The sequence below is a fragment of the Paraburkholderia sp. DHOC27 genome (assembly GCF_003429005.1).
GTDB lineage: Bacteria > Pseudomonadota > Gammaproteobacteria > Burkholderiales > Burkholderiaceae > Paraburkholderia.
This window is the reverse complement of the sequence record NZ_QVQV01000001.1, coordinates 1,241,728-1,259,391: the sequence shown is the minus strand read 5'-3', so window position 1 is coordinate 1,259,391 and position 17,664 is coordinate 1,241,728. Positions and strand designations below refer to the sequence as shown.

15 protein-coding genes are annotated in these 17,664 nt (G+C 62.2%); 8 read left to right on the top strand and 7 right to left on the bottom strand.

The genetic code is table 11. The features are described 5' to 3' along the window. Positions 1-53 precede the first annotated feature (53 nt). Positions 54-1,703 carry an extracellular solute-binding protein gene (locus D0B32_RS05510; protein WP_117332635.1) on the bottom strand — a complete coding sequence of 550 codons (1,650 nt, stop codon included), beginning with the start codon at positions 1,701-1,703 and terminating at the stop codon, positions 54-56. Between the two features lie 162 nt (positions 1,704-1,865). On the opposite strand from D0B32_RS05510, the gene D0B32_RS05505 reads away from it, so the two are divergent. From D0B32_RS05505 to iolG, 3 genes are all read left to right on the top strand, one after another. Further along, the gene (locus tag D0B32_RS05505) at positions 1,866-2,885 is read left to right on the top strand and encodes a sugar ABC transporter substrate-binding protein (RefSeq protein WP_181969721.1); all 1,020 of its coding nucleotides are present in this window, start codon (positions 1,866-1,868) and stop codon (positions 2,883-2,885) included. 140 nt (positions 2,886-3,025) lie between these two features. Further along, entirely contained in the window at positions 3,026-3,739 is a 714-nt protein-coding gene (locus D0B32_RS05500; RefSeq protein ID WP_259294885.1) for a TIM barrel protein, read from the top strand. Positions 3,740-3,863: 124 nt separating this feature from the next. Then, positions 3,864-4,874: an inositol 2-dehydrogenase gene (iolG, locus tag D0B32_RS05495; protein WP_117332633.1), complete on the top strand. Its 1,011-nt coding sequence runs from the start codon at positions 3,864-3,866 to the stop codon at positions 4,872-4,874. Between the two features lie 3 nt (positions 4,875-4,877). On the opposite strand, the gene D0B32_RS05490 is transcribed toward iolG, so the two are convergent. After that, entirely contained in the window at positions 4,878-5,462 is a 585-nt protein-coding gene (locus D0B32_RS05490; RefSeq protein WP_117332632.1) for a PadR family transcriptional regulator, read from the bottom strand. Positions 5,463-5,588: 126 nt separating this feature from the next. On the opposite strand from D0B32_RS05490, the gene D0B32_RS05485 reads away from it, so the two are divergent. Further along, positions 5,589-7,610: an NADPH-dependent 2,4-dienoyl-CoA reductase gene (locus D0B32_RS05485; RefSeq protein ID WP_117332631.1), complete on the top strand. Its 2,022-nt coding sequence runs from the start codon at positions 5,589-5,591 to the stop codon at positions 7,608-7,610. Between the two features lie 45 nt (positions 7,611-7,655). Next, complete coding sequence (locus D0B32_RS05480) at positions 7,656-8,096, top strand: nuclear transport factor 2 family protein (RefSeq protein WP_117332630.1); 441 nt, start codon at positions 7,656-7,658, stop codon at positions 8,094-8,096. Between the two features lie 54 nt (positions 8,097-8,150). On the opposite strand, the gene D0B32_RS05475 is transcribed toward D0B32_RS05480, so the two are convergent. Beyond that, entirely contained in the window at positions 8,151-8,366 is a 216-nt protein-coding gene (locus D0B32_RS05475) for a hypothetical protein (RefSeq protein ID WP_259294884.1), read from the bottom strand. Positions 8,367-8,600: 234 nt separating this feature from the next. After that, positions 8,601-9,377: an SDR family NAD(P)-dependent oxidoreductase gene (locus D0B32_RS05470; protein ID WP_117332628.1), complete on the bottom strand. Its 777-nt coding sequence runs from the start codon at positions 9,375-9,377 to the stop codon at positions 8,601-8,603. Positions 9,378-9,527: 150 nt separating this feature from the next. Here D0B32_RS05470 and gcvA point away from each other — a divergent pair, with 150 nt between their 5' ends. Beyond that, a complete protein-coding gene (gcvA, locus tag D0B32_RS05465; RefSeq protein ID WP_117332627.1) occupies positions 9,528-10,454 on the top strand; it encodes a transcriptional regulator GcvA in 927 nt (308 codons plus the stop codon). Positions 10,455-10,488: 34 nt separating this feature from the next. On the opposite strand, the gene D0B32_RS05460 is transcribed toward gcvA, so the two are convergent. Both D0B32_RS05460 and D0B32_RS05455 read right to left on the bottom strand, forming a co-directional pair. Next, entirely contained in the window at positions 10,489-12,534 is a 2,046-nt protein-coding gene (locus tag D0B32_RS05460; RefSeq protein WP_117332626.1) for an FUSC family protein, read from the bottom strand. 251 nt (positions 12,535-12,785) lie between these two features. After that, on the bottom strand, positions 12,786-13,535 hold the full coding sequence (locus D0B32_RS05455) for an SDR family oxidoreductase (protein WP_117332625.1): 750 nt from the start codon (positions 13,533-13,535) through the stop codon (positions 12,786-12,788). A 101-nt stretch (positions 13,536-13,636) separates the two neighbouring features. Between D0B32_RS05455 and D0B32_RS05450 the strand changes: the two genes are divergently transcribed. Next, on the top strand, positions 13,637-14,554 hold the full coding sequence (locus tag D0B32_RS05450; protein ID WP_117332624.1) for an AraC family transcriptional regulator: 918 nt from the start codon (positions 13,637-13,639) through the stop codon (positions 14,552-14,554). Positions 14,555-15,024: 470 nt separating this feature from the next. Here D0B32_RS05450 and D0B32_RS05445 read toward each other — a convergent pair whose 3' ends face one another. Continuing rightward, the gene (locus D0B32_RS05445; RefSeq protein ID WP_117332623.1) at positions 15,025-16,413 is read right to left on the bottom strand and encodes a DUF1254 domain-containing protein; all 1,389 of its coding nucleotides are present in this window, start codon (positions 16,411-16,413) and stop codon (positions 15,025-15,027) included. Between the two features lie 185 nt (positions 16,414-16,598). Between D0B32_RS05445 and D0B32_RS05440 the strand changes: the two genes are divergently transcribed. After that, positions 16,599-17,627, top strand: a complete 1,029-nt coding sequence (locus D0B32_RS05440) for a DUF1254 domain-containing protein (RefSeq protein WP_117332622.1) — start codon at positions 16,599-16,601, stop codon at positions 17,625-17,627. Positions 17,628-17,664: the final 37 nt, after the last annotated feature.

Sequence of the window (17,664 nt, the reverse complement as noted above, 5' to 3'; positions counted from 1 at the left end):
CGTTACGCACTACCAGGTTTTAACGTTCTAGCGCGTGATCTGGCGGCGCGGGATTACTTGCGTCGCCGCCCTGCCAGTGACAACGCGCGTTGCAGTTTCCCCAGCCCCTTGCGAACGTCCTGCGTTGTGTCGAACAGCAGTACTTCGAGATGATCGCTCAGCACCTGCACGAGATCGTGATACGCGGGAATCGCCGGCGACGGGACGGTTTTGATCTGGCGTGTCTTGGCCAGCTGGTCGATCACTTCAATCACGCGATTGCGCTGCAACACGTAGTAATCCTCGGCGACGGAATGCCGTGAACTACCCGCCGCACCGTGCAGAACGAAATACTTCATCAGCTCGGGCGACGCAAATGTCTCGATTGCCCGCCATGCGCGGCGAGCAGCGGCTTCGTCATTGCGCGCCGGAATCGCCAGCAACGCGCCACCGAGGGGCGACACCGGCGTGACGCCCGGCGCAAAGGTCGGGTGCAGTTGCAGGCCCACGCGCCCGCCCTTTTGCCATAACGTGTGACTGTCCAGCATGCCGTAGCGATTCGACCAGTGGTAGCACATCGCGGCCTTTCCTGAACCGAAGATCTGCGCGTTGCGCGACCAGCCCACACTGCGTAGCTGCGCGGGCGACAACGGGACCAGCGCGCGCAGGTAGTCGATGACCTCTCTGCCGATTTCGGTATCCACCTGTAGCACGCCGCCGTCGAACGTCTGGCCACCCTGCGCGCCCAGAATCTGCAGGAATGTTTCGGCCAGCGGCAAGCCCGGCGCCGCGCTCCACGTAATGCCGGCGCGATCCTGACTGCGGCGTCGCAGCAGCGTGGCACAGCGAAGCACGTCGTCGAAGCTGCGGGGCGGCTCAAGCCCTTCCGCTTCGAACAGATCCTGCCTGTACCAGAGAAAATCGACCGCGGGCTGCAAAGGAATGGCATATAACTGCTTGTCGAACCAGCCCGCCTGCCACACGGCATCGTAGAAGTCCGCGCCCGAGAAGCTGCTCTCGGCCTGCAAGGTTTGCAGCTCGAGCAGATGACCGTCGTCGCATTGTTCCGCGAGCCACGGAAATGGAATCGCCACCAGCAGCGGCGCGGCCGCTTCCACTCTCGATGTCTCCGTGAGCACCTTGTTGAGCGCCGAACGATAGGTATCCTGAGGAAATGTCATGATACGCACGCGATGCCCGACGAAGCGTTCGACGTCCGTGCGGTTGCGTTTGAGTATGTCGAACACCGGGTCTTCGTAGGCGACCAGCGTCAACTCCACGGCTTCGTTGAAGCCCTCCGCCGCGGGACGTGGCCACGGAATACCCGCATCGCGCGTCAGACTCCTGGCGTCGAAGCGGTCAACGGCACCCTCGTGACTGGCGCCCACGATCATCTTCACCGTCTGTTCCGTGATGCTGTCGAGCCGGTCGAGCAACGAAGCAGTTGGCAACACCACGTCGCGATTACCCGAACCCAGGCCCGCGCGGAATTGCAGCCAGCCTTTGGCTTTCATGGCAAACACGACGCGCCGTGCACTTGTGCGCGGCAGTCCGGAAAGATCGGCAAGCGCCGTGATGGTCATGGGCCGGTCGCGCAGATGGTTCTGCAACAGCGCGCCCAGCACCGGCCAGACCGCCTGCGCGTCCTCACCCAGTTCGTCACGCAGGATGCCGGCTACCTTGTCGAGCACGGCGAGCGCCGCAAGCCGGTCTTGTGTGTGCATGACGAGTCCTTTTCCGGTTCGTATTTTTAATCTAACCCCATGATAACAATGTTAATAACCAGAATGGACATTTCTCTGGAGAGCGCTCCCGAAGCGTTGCCATAGGATGCATCCACGGACTCGTTTGCGAAGCGTCCGGCTATAAAACGGAAGGAGACAGACATGAAAGGAGTGACTCGCCTCGTCGCCGTCATGGCGGCGTTGGCTTTCAGCGTGAGCGCCGTCGCGCAGAGCGACAGGTTTGTCGTCGTGTCCCACGCGCCGGACGCGGACCCGTTCTGGAACGTCGTGAAGAATGGCATCGCCGACGCCCAGAAAGACTTCAACGTTGCAGTGGATTATCGCAATCCGCCCAATGGCGATCTGGCCGACATGGTGCATCTGCTGCAACAGGCGGCGGCCCGCAACTATGACGGCGTGGCAACGACCATTGCCGACCTCGATATCGTGCGTGCCCCCGTCAAGACCATCGTGGCCAAGGGTATTCCCGTCATCACCTATAACTCCGGCACGGCGGAGCAGAGCAAGGAACTGGGCGCCCTGCTCCATGTGGGCCAACCCGAATACACTGCGGGCAAAGAAGCCGGCGAGCGCGCCAAGGCGGCCGGCGTCAAGAGCTTCCTGTGCGTGAACAACAACGTCACCAACCCCTCCTCCTTCGACCGTTGCCGTGGTTTTGCCGAGGCTATCGGCGTGGACTTCAAGAAATCGACTCTCGATTCCGGCAACGACCCGATCCAGGTCGAAAACAAGGTGTTTGCCGCATTGCACGCACACCCGGATACCCAGGCAGTGCTGGCGTTGGGCCCCACCTCGGCGGTCCCCGCGCTGCGGGCGGTCGCCAAGCTCGGTCTGACGGGGAAGATTTTCTTCGCCACCTTCGATCTCACGCCTGAAATAGATCAAGGTATCGAGGCGGGCTCGGTCAAGTTCGCGATCGATCAGCAACCCTATTTGCAGGGATACATTCCGGTCGCGCTGCTGGCGCTCATGAAGCGCGACAAATCGCTCGACATTCACAAAGCCATCGCAGCGCTGCAAGGCAATCCACAGTTTCAGCAGCGCATCAAGACATATGGACTGGCCCCGCGCTTCGGTGCCGGTGGCGTGGACACGGGGCCGGGCTTCGTGACGCGCGATAACGTCGCGCTGGTCGAAAAATACGCTGGACAATATCGCTAGATTTTACTTCGCCATCCGAATCTTTTTACGCTGAGCTGAGCGAAGCGACCCGATTCACGACATCCTTACAGAGGCTCATTATGTTTCAGCTAGCCGTGTGTGCAGAAATGGTTTTCCGCCATCTTCCTTTTGTCGAGCGCGTGAAGAAAATCAGCGAACTCGGCTTCCACGTGGAGATATGGGACTGGACCCAACACGATATCGCCGCACTGCAAAGCACGGGCGCAGCGTTTTCTTCGATGACGGGATATATCGAAGGCGATCTGATCACGGCAGACGGCGCCCGGCGCCTCATAGAGACGGCGGAACAATCCATCGAAGTTGCCAAACGTCTGCACTGCCCGCGTCTGAATCTGCATGGCACGGGCCTCGACGGCAAGGGTATGCCGGTCAAGCCGACGCCTGTCGTCACCGGCGAAATGTGGCTCGCGGCACAGCGCACGCTCAAGCAGATCGCCGATCTCGGGCGCCGTGCGGATGTGGTGTTCTGCCTCGAGAACCTCAATACGGAAGTGGACCACGCGGGCGTCCCGTTCGCCAGAGCAGCCGACACGCTGGCGCTGGTCAAGACGGTCGACAGCCCGAATCTGCGCCTTAATCTGGATCTGTATCACGCGCAGATTGGCGAGGGCAATCTGATCGAACTGGTCCGCAACGCCTTGCCCTTCATTGGCGAAGTGCAGGTTGCGGATGTTCCGGGACGCTATGAACCGGGCACGGGCGAGATCAATTATCCGGCCATCTCCAGAGCGCTGGCGCAGGCTGGATATCGCGGCATGATCGCTATGGAGGCGTGGGCCAGCGGCGACGACGAGCTTGCGCTGCATCGTTTCAGGGAAGCGTTCAGCGTTTAGTGCAGCGCGGTTCCCTTTGAAGGCCAGGTTCTTTTTTATTTATGTCGCAGTCCGTATTAGTTATTCGCAAGCAACAAACTCGATCTGAACGTGCGTTTCAACTTTGAATGGAAGATCCCACACCATGCTCAACATTGCCCTTCTAGGGGCCGGCCGGATCGGTCAGGTCCACGCCCGCTCCATCGCCGCCAACGCCGATTGCAAACTCGTGGCCGTGGCCGATGTTGCCACGGACGCGGCTCGTACACTCGCCGCCCGCTACGACGCCCAGGTGCGTTCCGTTGACGATATCCTTGCCGATCCGGCCATTAGCGCCGTGCTGATCGCCACCTCCACGGACACGCATTCGGACCTCATCGAACGGGCTACGGCAGCGGGCAAAGCGGTGTTGTGTGAGAAGCCGGTGGATCTGGCGCTGGAGCGCGCATTGCAATGTCAGGCGAAGGTGGCAAGAGCGGGCAAACCGGTCATGATCGGCTTCAATCGCCGGTTCGATCCCAATTTCGCCGCGCTCAAAGCGTCCTTCGACAACGGGGAAATCGGCAAGGCGGAACTGCTGGCCATTACGTCCTTCGATCCCGCGCCCCCGCCCCTTGGCTATATCAAGGTGTCGGGCGGCCTGTTCCGCGACATGATGATTCACGACTTCGACGTGGCCTGCTGGATCATGGGCAGCGCGCCCTCGCACGTGAGCGCGGCGGCTTCGTCGCTCGTCGACCCTGACATCGGCGCGGCCGGTGACGTCGACACGGCCGTCGTGACGCTCACCTGGGCCGATGGCCGCATCGCCGTCATCAAGAATTCGCGCCGTGCAGGCTATGGCTACGATCAGCGCGTCGAACTACTCGGATCGCAAGGCCTGCTCGCGGCGAAGAACGAACTGGAAAACACGGTCGAAAAAATCACGACGGCAGGCACCCAATCCGCCAAGCCCGTGTACTTTTTCCTGGAGCGTTACATGCGAGCCTACGAAGCCGAGTGGGCTGCCTTCGTCCATGCGGTGCAGACAGGCTCGAACATGCCCGTTACCCTGGCGGACGGCATCGCGGCGCTCGCCTGCGCCGAGGCCGCCACCCGCTCGGCGCGGACCGGCGCCTCCGTGGCGCTGACCCCTGAAATGCTGTCGGCCCTGTAACGCTCACGCCTCGCCTGATCGGCTCACCCGGCGACGGGACGCCGATCCGGCACGGCGGCCCGGTTTCTGCAACGCGGCCAGTGCGGCATTCAGCGTTGCCAGCCAGCCCTCCTCGTAGCCGATGCCCGCGCGCAGCACCACGCGTTGCAGGGCTGTTTCGCGGTCCTGTGGCTCTTCCGGGAAATCGCGCGCTTCGATCTCGCGATATTGCGCGAGCTTGTCCGCATGCAGTGCAATGCGACGGCGAATCTCCTGCGCCAGCCCCGTGGGCCCGACCACCGCCTCCGCGCGCAAGCGAATCATGAATTCGTGGCGCAGCGGCGACGGCTCATCTTCCTGCGCGACCCAGCGCTTCAGCTCGGCGCGCCCCGCCGGCAGAATCCGGTAAGCACGCTTTCGGCCCCGCGTAGCCTCTTCGGGCAACGACTCGATCCACCCGGCCTCCTCCAGATGCCCTAACTCACGATAAATCTGCTGATGCGAGGCACTCCAGAAGTAGCCAATCGACTTGTCGAAGCGGGTGGCGAGTTCGGATCCAGAACCGGACCGCTCGACGAGGGCAGTAAGCAAGGCGTGGGGCAGCGACATGTGACAGGAACGAAAAGATTGAGCGCGCGATAAAGGATTTCCTCTAAAAGCATACAACCCCTTGCCCGTTTATGAAACTAGTTGCATGATGAGCGCTCCGTCTATGCAACTAGTTTCATAAACATCATGGAACACTACCCCAATCTGCTGCGCCCCCTCGATCTGGGTTTCACCACGCTGCGCAACCGGGTCCTGATGGGCTCCATGCACGTTGGCCTGGAAGAATTGCCAAACGGCTTCGAGCGCATGGCCGCCTTCTACGCCGAGCGGGCGCGTGGCGAGGTCGGCTTGATCGTGACGGGCGGCATTGCGCCGAACGAGCGCGCGCGTCCGATGCACGGCGGCGCGATGCTGACCACGGAAGCCGAGGCCGAGCCGCACCGGCTGGTCACGCGAGCGGTGCATGCCGAAGGCGGCAAGATCGCCATGCAGATCCTGCATTTCGGGCGCTACTCGTATCAGCCGAAGCTGGTTGCACCCAGCGCGTTGCAGGCGCCCATCAACCCGTTCGTGCCGCACGAACTGACAGACGAAGAAGTCGAGCAGACCATCGACGACTACGTCCGCTGCGCCGCGCTCGCGCAGCATGCGGGCTACGACGGCGTGGAAATCATGGGCTCGGAAGGCTACCTCATCAACGAGTTCATCGCCTTGCGCACCAACCAGCGCAGCGATCGCTGGGGCGGCAGTTACGAGAACCGCATCCGCTTTCCTGTGGAAATCGTGCGCCGCGTGCGCGAACGCGTGGGCCGCAACTTCATCATCATCTATCGCCTTTCCATGCTCGACCTGGTGGAAGGCGGCTCGACGCTCGACGAAGTCATCCAGCTCGCCCAGCGCATCGAACAGGCGGGCGCAACCATCATCAATACGGGAATCGGCTGGCACGAGGCGCGCATTCCTACCATCGCCACGAAGGTGCCGCGCGGCGCGTACGCCTGGGTCACGCAACAGTTGATGGGCAAAGTGACGGTTCCACTGGTGGCCACCAATCGCATCAACACGCCTGATCTGGCAGAACGACTGCTGGCGGAGGGAGCGTGCGACATGGTGTCGATGGCGCGGCCGTTCCTCGCCGATGCCGCGTTCGTGCGCAAAGCCCGCGAAGGCCGCAGCGATGAAATCAACACCTGCATTGGTTGCAATCAGGCGTGTCTGGACCATACGTTCGCCGGCAAGGTCACGTCGTGTCTCGTCAATCCACGCGCGTGTCACGAAACCGAAATCGTGATCGAGCCTGCGCAGCAAGCAAAGCGTGTGGCCGTCGTGGGCGCGGGGCCTGCGGGTCTCGCCTGTGCTGTAACGGCGGCCCAGCGCGGCCATACGGTGACCTTGTTCGAATCGTCCGCAGAAATTGGCGGGCAATTCAACATTGCCAGGAAAGTGCCGGGCAAGGAAGAGTTCAACGAGACGTTGCGCTACTTCCGTCGCCAGCTTGAACTCGCCGGTGTCGAACTGCGGCTCAACACGCGTGCAACGGCAGAAAGCCTCGCAGAAGGCGCGTTCGATGAGGTGGTGATCGCAACCGGCGTCGTGCCACGTGCGCCGCAGATCGAGGGCGCGGATCACACCAAAGTGTTGGGCTATCTCGAAGTGCTGCGCGACGGCAACGCCGTGGGACGCAACGTGGCGATTGTCGGCGCGGGCGGAATTGGCTTCGACGTCGCCGAGTTTTTGCTGCACGACGGCGAAAGCGCCAGTCTCAATCCCGAGAAGTTTTTTGCCGAATGGGGCGTGGACACCACCTACGCCGAGCGTGGCGCGCTACGTGAACCACACCTGACGCCGCCTGTGCGACGTGTGCATCTGCTGCAACGCAAGCAGTCGAAGGTGGGCGACCGGCTTGGCAAGACCACTGGCTGGATTCACCGTACGGCGCTGAAGGCGCGCGGCGTACGGATGGTGTCGGCAGTGGATTATCAGCGCATCGACGACGCTGGACTGCATGTGAGTATCGACGGCGAACCCCATACGCTTGCCGTCGACCACGTCGTGATCTGCGCGGGACAGGAACCGCTGCGCGAACTGGCTGATCAATTGCAGGCCGCTGGTCACACCGTGCACGTAATCGGCGGTGCGGCCGAGGCTGCGGAGCTGGACGCCAAGCGCGCCATTCATCAGGGCACCTCGCTCGCGGTGACGCTCTAACCATTTCTTTGCGTTGAATTTCCTTGCGTTGAAAGCGGAGTTTTCATGGACCAGTCCTCACTCAATCTACAACCCGCCGTCGCGGCGTCGCTCGAGAAGTGGCACAAGATGGTCGCGAGCGGCGACCTCAGCACACTGGACGCCATCGTTCACCCAGATGCGGTGTTCCGTTCGCCTATGGCATTCAAGCCCTATGCGCCCGCCCCTGCCTTGCTGATGATCCTGCGGACGGTCGTAACGATCTTCCAGGATTTCACCTATCATCGTGAATTCGGCAGTGACGATGGGCTGAACGTAGTGCTGGAATTCAGCGCCACGGTGCAGGACAAGCAGCTCAAGGGAATCGACATGATCCGCTTCGACGAAGCGGGCCGTATTGTCGAATTTGAAGTGATGATCCGGCCGTTCAGTGCCTTGCAGGCACTGGGCACGGAAATGGGCACTCGCCTCGCGCAGTTTCTGCCGGCGTACAAGGGCGGGGCCTGACAAGGCCCGCCATAGCGTTCGACGCCTTGCTTGCCGGCGCCAGAAGAGATGGGCCTAGCGGCGCTTCTGAAGCAGTTCGCGCCCTGCGTAGACCGCTAAAAACAGACCAATGACGAGGGCCGCCACGGCCAGCGACTCGTCCTGCTGCCCGGCCTCGACCGTCGAGGCGGCATGGAACCAGAGGCCCATGCCAATCGCCGCCATGAACACGCCGAAGAGGAGCCCCCAGAGCGGGCCCGCGGTGTTCGCGCTTTCTAGTCTGTGGGACATCTTCATGGCCGGCTCCCCGTCAATATCACCGTTGCGTGATTTGCCATCTCCTGCGCATGCCGCATTCGGATGGTCTAGGGATACCGTACGCCATAAAAAAGCCGCGTTCAACATGCCAAATTAGCCGCCGTATCCAACGCGCAACGGAATGCGTGGAGCGCCCCGAGTTGTCTGGCACCTGTGAGGCATGCAGCAGGTAAAGCTCGCCGACTGCCTCACGCCAGCGTTAGCACCTCAGGCCTGGCGGCCGGCCATCACACCACCGTCGACAGGCAATACCGTCCCCGTGATCCACGCAGCGCTCGGCGATGCCAGAAACAGGATGGCTTCGGCGACGTCCGCCGGCTGGCCGTTGCGTCCGAGCGGATGAAACGCGTTGAACGACGGCAGCGTTTGCCGGACCTGATCGTCCGTCATGAACGTGTTGTAGACCGGCGTCTCCACCACGCCTGGCGCGACCGTGTTGATGCGGATATTGGCGGAGGCCAGTTCGATGGCGAGGTTGCGCGTGAGCGCATGTACGCCTGCGTTGGCCGCCGAATAAGCCGAGGACGGCGTCGCGCCAATGGCCTGCAGGGCCCACAGCGAGCCAGTCTGGACGATGGCGCCGCCGCCGCGTTGCTGCATGGCACGGGCTGCGGCCTGCGCCATGAAAAACTTGCCCTTGAGGATGGTGTCGAGGAACCAGTCGTATTCGGCTTCGGTGACCGCGAGGAATTCCTTGGGCCGGAACACGCCCGCGTTGTTGATCAGAATGTCGACGCCACCGAACGCCTGCGTCGCGACGTCCACGAGGGCGGCCGCCGTTGCCGGCAAGGCAATGTCGCCCGCGTGGATACGAACCCTGGCACCCGTCGCGTCGATCTCCGCAGCGGCCAGTTTCAGCTTCGCCTCGTCACGGCCGCCAATCACGACACTGGCGCCCGCCCGCACGAGGCGCATAGCGACTTCCTTGCCGATGCCCGAACCGCCACCCGTCACGATGGCGACTTTGGAAGAAAAACTATGCATTTTGCTACTCCTTTGAATGATTGGTCAGAGCAGAATTGACGCAATCCGCTTGCCTCGTTTTCTGCTTTTTTCAGACTTCATTGTTGGATTGCACGCCTGCTTTCGCAAATGAGATATTCTGTGCGTACCTGAAAGAAAAACTTTGCCACCATGACCGCACCGAGTTTTCTCAATGCACTGCGCGCCTTCGAGGCGAGTGCGCGCCACCAGAGCTTCTCCGCAGCGGCGGCCGAACTCAACGTCACGCCGGCGGCGGTCGGTCAACTGGTGCGCAGTCTGGAGGAATGGCTGGGTGTGGCGCTGTTTCATCGAGGCAGCGGCGGACGCGCCCGTCTGATCCCCACGGACGTTTCCCTGCGAGCGCTACCCGACATCCGTGACGGCTTCGATCGGCTGAGCCTCGGCTTCGCGCGGCTCAAGGAGGGATCGACGGTGGGCATACTGAACGTCACGGTGAGCCCCGCGTTCGCGGCAAAGTGGCTGCTGCCACGCCTCGACCGCTTTCAGAGCGCTTGGCCGGAGACCGACGTGCGCCTCGACACGAGTCTCAAGCTGATGGACTTCGCCACCCAGGGCATCGACATCGGCGTGCGTTATGGCGCCGGGCATTGGGCCGGGCTGGAAGCGGAGAAGCTGATGGACGAGGAAGTGTTTCCGGTCTGCTCGCCCGCGTTCCTCGAACGTCATGCGGGATTACGCAAACCCGAAGATCTACGCGGGCTCACCTTGATCGACGATCTCTCCGTGGATCGTCAGGCCGGCTTCGTGACATGGAGCGCCTGGCTGAAAAACGCCGGCACGAAGCTCGCCGCTACCCGAACCAGTCTGAAGATCAATAACTCTGCGGCGGTTCTGCAAGCCGCTATCGACGGTCACGGGGTGGCGCTGGCGCGTAGCGTGCTCGCTCGCGACGATCTGGCATCCGGGCGATTGATCCGGCTGTTTCCGAAGATCACCCTGCCCTCCGAGCTGGCCTATTACATCGTGTATCGCAAAGAGTGCGCAGACCTACCTCGACTCGCCGCGTTTCGCACATGGCTGCATGACGAGGTTGCCAGCGCGGATCAGCAGGCATGATTGCTGGCGCAATTTGATAACTCCACGTGCGCGGTTACGCAAGCTCGCCGGGCGCCGCGCCCGGAAACAACGACAGGCGCAATCCAACCAGTGCATGCAGCGCGCCCTGGCGGCGTCGGTAGCCGGGTGCGCCGGGATCGGCCGCGCAATCCGCCATGATCCGCGCAACGGCGGCATCGACGGCGACCGCCAGCGTCGGCGCTACGGGCTGACGCGCGCCCGCTGCGAGGCAGCGCTCATAGTGCAGGCGCACTTCATCGAGCACGCTGTCCAGCAAGACCGGCAACTCGCCGGAGAACTTGCCCGCGAGCCGGTGCAGGTCGAGCGAATTGAGCGCGATCCGCATGTCGCGCAGGCTTTCCGTGGAAGGATGCTGGCGATCGTCGCTCGGCGCCACGCGCGGGATCAGTTGTATGAGCCGGTCGAGCATGCGTGCGTTCAGATCGCGCTGCTGGTCGATTGCCAGATCGGTGCCGCTCAGCACCACATCGCGCCAGTTGAAACGCAACAGCCGCGAAGTCGCCGCGTCCGTGCCGAACGGACGGATCACCCCGGTCATCACCGAGGCGAACAGCACGCCAGCGAGACCGGCCAGATTCGCATTCAGGAAGTTCAAAATATTGGCGTCGTAGACGTCGTTGATGCCGACGAACGTTGCGGCCAGCAAGGCGATGAGCGTCGAGATCAAGGACACTTTCGGGCGTGGCATCAAGAGACCAAGCGGAATGAACAGGAACGCGAAGAACACCACGAGAATCTCGAAGTCCTGGCCGCTCGGCAACACCACGAATAGATAGAACCCCGAAATAAGTATGCCCATTGCCGTGCACTTCAGGAACGTCATCATCATGGGCACGGGCTCATCCAGTGCAGCAAAGAAGCAGACGCCGATCGCGCCCAACGACACCGCTGCCGCACCGTCCTGCCATCCCGAAGCGATCCAGATACACGACGAAACGAAAATCACCAGCCCCGCCGAACTGGCGGAGAACAACGCAAGCCCTCTGTCGAGAAAGGCCTGCTGCGCGCCGAGGCGCCAATGACGAAAGCGCGGCCGCCACTGCGTCCTGCCTTCCACCACGTTCAGACGTAAGGTCCGGCAATCGACCCACAGATCGACCACCTGCCGCAAACGCCAGAGCGCACTGGACAGCAATGCCGTCTGCCATGTCGTCAACTGGTGATGCGCCGGGTCCAGTTGCGTGAGACGGGTTCGCAGCTGCGGTGCCGTGCGTTCGGGGTCCTCACTGAGCGGCGCGTCGAGCCAGCGGCCAATATCGTGCAGCAGTTCGTTGAAGCCAGCGGGAAACCCCGAGCCCGATTTCTGCGCGGCGGCGAGCACGTCGGCGAGCGCCGCGGTGATGGGCATGATCAGTTGCATGCGACCCTGCAGTTCCTTGCTGCGCGCGAGAATGGCGGGGCTGACGTGATCGTAGGCCAACTGGCTCAAGAGGAATTCGAAGCCGCGCAGACTCGCTGCCATCTTCTGCCGGCTGCCGGAAACGAGCGCACCGGCGACGTGTCCCGCGAGCGACTCCTGCACGTAGAGCGCGGCGTCGCGAAACCAGGAGTCGGTCCGTTCGATCAAGGTCGGCGCGAGACGATTGGGTAACAGCGTGCTGCCGACAATACTCGCGCAGACGATGCCCAGCGTGATTTCCTCGGTGCGTGCCACGGCCACGTCGAAGATGCTGAGCGGATTCGACAACGCGGGCAAGGCGATGACGGACAGCGAATAGCTCGCGAGCAGAAACACATAACTGCGCGCGGCCCGCGTCGAGATGGAAATGTAGACGAACACGGCGGTCCACAGCGCGATCAACGCGCTCAACAGATACGGCGTCTCCGCGAACGGCGGCACGAGCGCAATGGATGCGAGCGCGCCGAGCACCGTGCCGAACACGCGATACAGCGCTTTCGAGCGCGTCGCGCCGACGAACGGGTTCGAGACGATATAGACCGATGCCAGCGCCCAGTACGGTCTGGGCAACGAGAAGTAAAAGGCGATGTAAAGCGCGAGCATGCCCGCGAAGAAGGTCTTCAGCGAAAAAATCCAGTCACGCAGTGAGGGGAAATTCATCGCGGGAAGGCGCCTGGGGTATCGGTCTCGCGCCGTGCAGCGCGGGTGGGTTTGTCGGGGCCTGCAAACTCACCGGTATCGTACCCTGTGGCGTTGCGAACGCCCAGACAGAATCAAACTGCCTGAGCGTTCGATCGGAGCGGCGCGCGCTTTTGACTAATTTCGGCGAGCCTTTAGCGGATCCTTGGCCGGTCCTCTTTGGCTCACTGTCTTTAGCCAACCGTCTTTAGGCAACCGTCTTTACCCAACCGTTATCGCGCCTCGGCGGCCCACGCCACGGCGTCGGCGCCAGCCGGAATGCGCAAGGGCGACGCCGGGTCGGTGGCGGCGCGCCATACGGCCTCGGCCACGTCTTCAGACTGCGTGGTGGGCGACGAGGTATCCTGCACGCCCGCCATCACTTTGGCGGCGAGTTCCGCGTAAGCCTCGTGATCGAATCCAAGCATGTGGGCCCGTGCGTTCTCGCCAAAGCGGGTGTCGGGTGCGCGGCCCGGCAACACGATGCGCACGCGCACGCCGAACGGCTCCATTTCCTGCGCCAGCGATTCGCTAAACGCGTTGACGGCGGCCTTGCTCGCGCGATACGCGGCGAGCAACGGCAGCGGCTTGAAGGTCACGCTCGACGTCACGTTCACGACCACCCCCGCCCTGCGCTGGCGGAACTGCGGCAGCACCGCCTGGGTCAACGCGATCGTGCCGAAGGTGTTAGTCTCGAACAGACCGCGCACCGTCGCGAGCGGCGCGGCTTCCACCGGCGCTGCCGCGCCAAAGCCCGCGTTGTTGACGAGCACGTCGATCGGCCCGGCGGCTTCCACTGCGTTGCGGATGCTGGCCTCGTCCGTGACGTCGAGCGCCAGTACACGCAGACGCTCGGACTGCGGCAACACGTCGGCGCGCGGCGTGCGCATCGTGGCAATGACCTGCCAGTCACGCGCGAGGAAGTAACGGGCGATCTCGAGGCCAAAGCCGGACGAGCAGCCGGTGATCAGTACGGTTTTCATGGGGACTCCTTGGTGAAGGTTGAGGTATGCCCCTACGATAGACCGCTACAGCCGCACTCGCTACAATCAATGATCCGAATTTCATTTGCAGGAGTCCGGCGATGACCGATCCCCTGGCCGAAGTCGTCATGCTGCTGCAGCCGGCCGCGCGGTTCTCCAAGCTGATTCTCGGCGCCGGCCCGTGGCGCATCCGCAGCCCGGATGTGTGCGAGCCGTTCTACTGCGCCGTTCTCGAAGGCGGCTGTCACCTTGCCATTGACGGAGACGAGCCAATGGAACTCGTCTCCGGCGATTTCGTGCTGATGCCCGCGTTTCACGGCGTGACCATGTCCAGCCTCGTGCCGCCACCGTCGGGCGAGCAGTCCGCGGCGCCCATTGCGCTCGGCAACAACGAATTCTGCCTGGGCCACCCGGGCAACCCGGTCGACGTGCGCATGCTGGCCGGTCATTGCAGCTTCGCTTCACCCGACGCCTCCCTGCTGGTCTCGTTGTTGCCGCGGCTCGTGCGGGTGCGCGGCGAGCAGCGGCTGGCCACGCTCGTGCAACTGGTGCGGGACGAGTCGCGCGAGCAACGGCCCGCGCGCGAGGTGGTGCTGTCACGTCTGCTGGAAGTGCTGCTGATCGAGGCGCTGCGTTCGAACGTGGAGACGGATGCGTCGCCGGGGCTGGTGCGTGGGCTAACCGACGCGCGCCTCGCAGCGGCGATTCGCGGCATGCACGCACATCCGACGCGTGCGTGGACCGTTGCCGATCTGGCGAAGGAAGCCGCCTTGTCACGCTCGACGTTTTTCGAGCGCTTCAACCGCGCGGTGGGTGTGGCGCCCATGGAATATCTGCTGACCTGGCGCATGGCCCTCGCCAAGAACCTGTTGCGCCGGAACGAAGGCCGCGTCGCCGAGGTGGCGCAGCGCGTGGGCTACAGCTCCGCCAGCACCTTCAGCGTCGCCTTTACACGGCACGTCGGGCAGCCGCCTTCACAATATGCGCGCGAGGCGCAAATGGTGGCTGAAGACGTCTGAGGAATGCGGGGTTCAGCGCGGCGCGCGGGCGTTCGCGCAATCTCGCACACGTATGCAATAAATCGGCGCCTCACGTGGTATACGCCCATGAGGACCGGCTAATTTTTCTGGAGACCCTGCCACGACGAGGTGACCCGAAGACTTGCTAGATCGGTTCAAGCAGCGCGATTACGCCGCCCGAGCAACCGAACTGGCATGAGACAGACACCGATGAAACGCCTGATCCACCGAGCGATTTACCACCCGCTCATCGCGCTCACCCTTTTCTGTGTGGTCGACGTGATGCACAACGTCGACTACAGTCCGGCCGCTGCGTTGCTCGTTCTCACAGTGCGATCCGTATCACGCGTGCTGAGTCTGCTGGACAGAGCGTAGTGCAATGCCTCGGCAACGCATCACGATGCAGCACCTTACGGGGGTCATTCAACTGTCATCTCGAGCGCGTTGCTTTGGTCAGCAAACATGCTGGCTCATTGCTTTTGTGGCACCGGAAATTTCCATGCGCCATCGAACACCGACGGGCCAGGACCATATATCCGCGCAATCACGTTATACGGCCCCTCCGGTGCGGGCAGCCAGTTCGACTCCTTGTCTGCGGCCGGCGGTTGATGCTGGACATAGATGTCGAGCGAGCCATCGGCGTTGTATTGGAGTCCTTTGGTTCGGTCACCAATGGAGTAGCGATTGATGGGATTCGCCACCAACTGCCGTGCGGGCAGGTTGTACATGGTCATGGACCAGAAAAACTTCGCGGGCGGCAGGTCCTGCTTGTCGAAGTGAATGACATAAGGTTGAGAACCCAACAACTGTGCGTGGTCCGCGTTGAGACGCGTGCCGACGTACACCGCTTCTTCTTTCGTATTGCCGTAGATGCCCATCGCAGCCGCGACCGCGCGTTTCATGTAGTCGTCATGCAGATTTTCGCGGGTTCCAAACAGATCATAGGAACTCGTCGTGTGCTTCTGTGTATCGGCAAGCGCGGCTTTGCCGTCCGCGACGCCTGCCTCGATGGCCTGCCGCATCTCGGGCGGCAGCGCTGACGGGTCGAACGGTTTGCCGGGCGCAATGCCGATCTTCGCGAAGCGCTGCATCAAGTCGGCTTCGGAGGGCGCCGTTGGCTGCGCGAACTGCAGCAGGAAATTCAGGTAGACGATGAAGTCGATCGACGTCGCCTTCGTTGCATCCCACTTCGGGAAGTCGATCTTCGGCACCGGCGGCGGCGCCTGCGTGTGCTCGAACGCTGACAGTGGCGCAAGGTGGTACTGCTTCTGGATGGCCTGCACGTCCTTGACGTCACTGGGCCCGTTCAACGCGGTACGTCCCAGGGTCAGGATGAGTTCGGTCTCCGAGCGGAACACCTTGTCGATACCCTTTGGCGTTTCGCCGTGCCAGTGGGGGCCCACGAACAGATAGTGTCCGCCTTCGTTGCCGGTGGTCCGCGAGCCGACGTAGGCGAAGTTGTACGTGAAGAGGTCGACGCACTGGAACACGAAATAACGCTGCCTGGGGACCACGGGAACAGAGAGCACCCAGGGTTCGCGCCTCAGGTCGAGCCAGCCCCATGAATAAGGCGTGTCGTTGTTGGGCGTGACGATGTCCTTGTTCTCGGGCCCAAACGGCTGCGAGTAATTACGCAGCTTGCCGAAGCCACCCACGTAACGCACGCTGTTGGGATCGACGGCCTGCTCATACATGGTCTTGTAGTTGAACAGCATGGGATACGCGTAGATGAACGCATCCTTCGCGATAGCGCGTGCTTCTTCGGGTGATGCCGCCGCTGTCTGCGCATGCGAGTACGGCATGACAGCAAGCGCGAAACAGAGCGCGCCAACCCCTGGCAATCTGCGAAGCGTCATCATGAGCCATCCCTTAGGCAGTGCATCTCGTGAAAAGTACGAGCGTGCCAATTCTAATGTGCAGCCCCACGCAACGAAATTGCATAGTTCGCATTGACGGATTGCGTGAGACGCATGCATGGTAGAAGATCTTCATGGTAGAAGATCACGTGTCGTCACCCAAGTTCTAAATCACTTAAAGGACCACGATGAAACTGACCGCGATGCCCGCAGCGATGTTGTTCGCCGCCGGAGTTGCCACCGCTCAAACGCAACCGTCGAACGCGTCACCCGTACCGGTGACGGTCGACAATTTCGTCCGGGCGGAGTCGGATACCTACATCGCTTCGCTGGCAAAGCAAGGCGGCCTCGGCAAACTGCTGCACCGCAGAGTGCCTGCCTCCATCGATCATCAAACCGTGATCCGCCTGAATCGCGACACGCTCTACACCTCCGGCGTGTTTGATCTCGACGCCGGGCCGGTGACCATTACCATGCCCGACGCCGGCAAGCGTTTCATGTCGATGCAGGTCATCAACGAGGATCATTACGTGCCGAACGTGTTCTACGGTGCAGGCACACACGTCCTCACGCGGGAAAACGTCGGCACCCGCTATGTGGTGGTCGGGATTCGAACGCTCGTCGATCCTGGCAGTCCCGAGGATATCGAACAGGTCCACAAACTACAGGACGCCATTACCGTGAGTCAGAACGGGCCGGGGACGCTCGAGCTGCCGCATTGGGATCCCGCGAGCCTGAAGAAGGTGCGCGACGCGCTGCTGGTGCTTGCATCCACGATTCCCGATTTCAAGCGTTCCTTCGGCACGAAGGAAGAAGTCGACCCGGTACGGCACCTGCTCGGCGCCGCTGCCGCGTGGGGCGGCAACCCTGACAAGGACGCCACGTACCTGAATTTCACGCCGGCCCACAACGATGGCAAGACGGTTTATAAACTCGTGGTCAAGGACGTGCCGGTGGATGCCTTCTGGTCGGTGAGTGTCTACAACGCCAAGGGCTACTACGAGAAGAACGCTTCGAACGCCTACTCCATCAATGATCTCACCGCGAAGAAAAGCGCTGACGGTTCGGTCGTGATCCAGTTCGGCGGCTGCGATAACCACGTCGACAACTGCCTGCCCATCGTCGAAGGCTGGAACTACACCGTGCGGCTTTATCGGCCGCGTGCCGAGATTCTGAGCGGTGCGTGGACATTCCCGGAAGCCGTGCCGTCGCATTGAACAACAAGGTCATGCGGGCGTAGATGCCACGCGGGAG

Coding starts and splice junctions, on each gene's coding strand:
- D0B32_RS05510 (WP_117332635.1), bottom strand. CDS start 1,703: ATGCACACACAAGACCGGCTTGCGGCGCTCGCCGTGCTCGACAAGGTA.
- D0B32_RS05505 (WP_181969721.1), top strand. CDS start 1,866: ATGAAAGGAGTGACTCGCCTCGTCGCCGTCATGGCGGCGTTGGCTTTC.
- iolG (WP_117332633.1), top strand. CDS start 3,864: ATGCTCAACATTGCCCTTCTAGGGGCCGGCCGGATCGGTCAGGTCCAC.
- D0B32_RS05490 (WP_117332632.1), bottom strand. CDS start 5,462: ATGTCGCTGCCCCACGCCTTGCTTACTGCCCTCGTCGAGCGGTCCGGT.
- D0B32_RS05485 (WP_117332631.1), top strand. CDS start 5,589: ATGGAACACTACCCCAATCTGCTGCGCCCCCTCGATCTGGGTTTCACC.
- D0B32_RS05480 (WP_117332630.1), top strand. CDS start 7,656: ATGGACCAGTCCTCACTCAATCTACAACCCGCCGTCGCGGCGTCGCTC.
- D0B32_RS05475 (WP_259294884.1), bottom strand. CDS start 8,366: ATGTCCCACAGACTAGAAAGCGCGAACACCGCGGGCCCGCTCTGGGGG.
- D0B32_RS05470 (WP_117332628.1), bottom strand. CDS start 9,377: ATGCATAGTTTTTCTTCCAAAGTCGCCATCGTGACGGGTGGCGGTTCG.
- gcvA (WP_117332627.1), top strand. CDS start 9,528: ATGACCGCACCGAGTTTTCTCAATGCACTGCGCGCCTTCGAGGCGAGT.
- D0B32_RS05460 (WP_117332626.1), bottom strand. CDS start 12,534: ATGAATTTCCCCTCACTGCGTGACTGGATTTTTTCGCTGAAGACCTTC.
- D0B32_RS05455 (WP_117332625.1), bottom strand. CDS start 13,535: ATGAAAACCGTACTGATCACCGGCTGCTCGTCCGGCTTTGGCCTCGAG.
- D0B32_RS05450 (WP_117332624.1), top strand. CDS start 13,637: ATGACCGATCCCCTGGCCGAAGTCGTCATGCTGCTGCAGCCGGCCGCG.
- D0B32_RS05445 (WP_117332623.1), bottom strand. CDS start 16,413: ATGATGACGCTTCGCAGATTGCCAGGGGTTGGCGCGCTCTGTTTCGCG.
- D0B32_RS05440 (WP_117332622.1), top strand. CDS start 16,599: ATGAAACTGACCGCGATGCCCGCAGCGATGTTGTTCGCCGCCGGAGTT.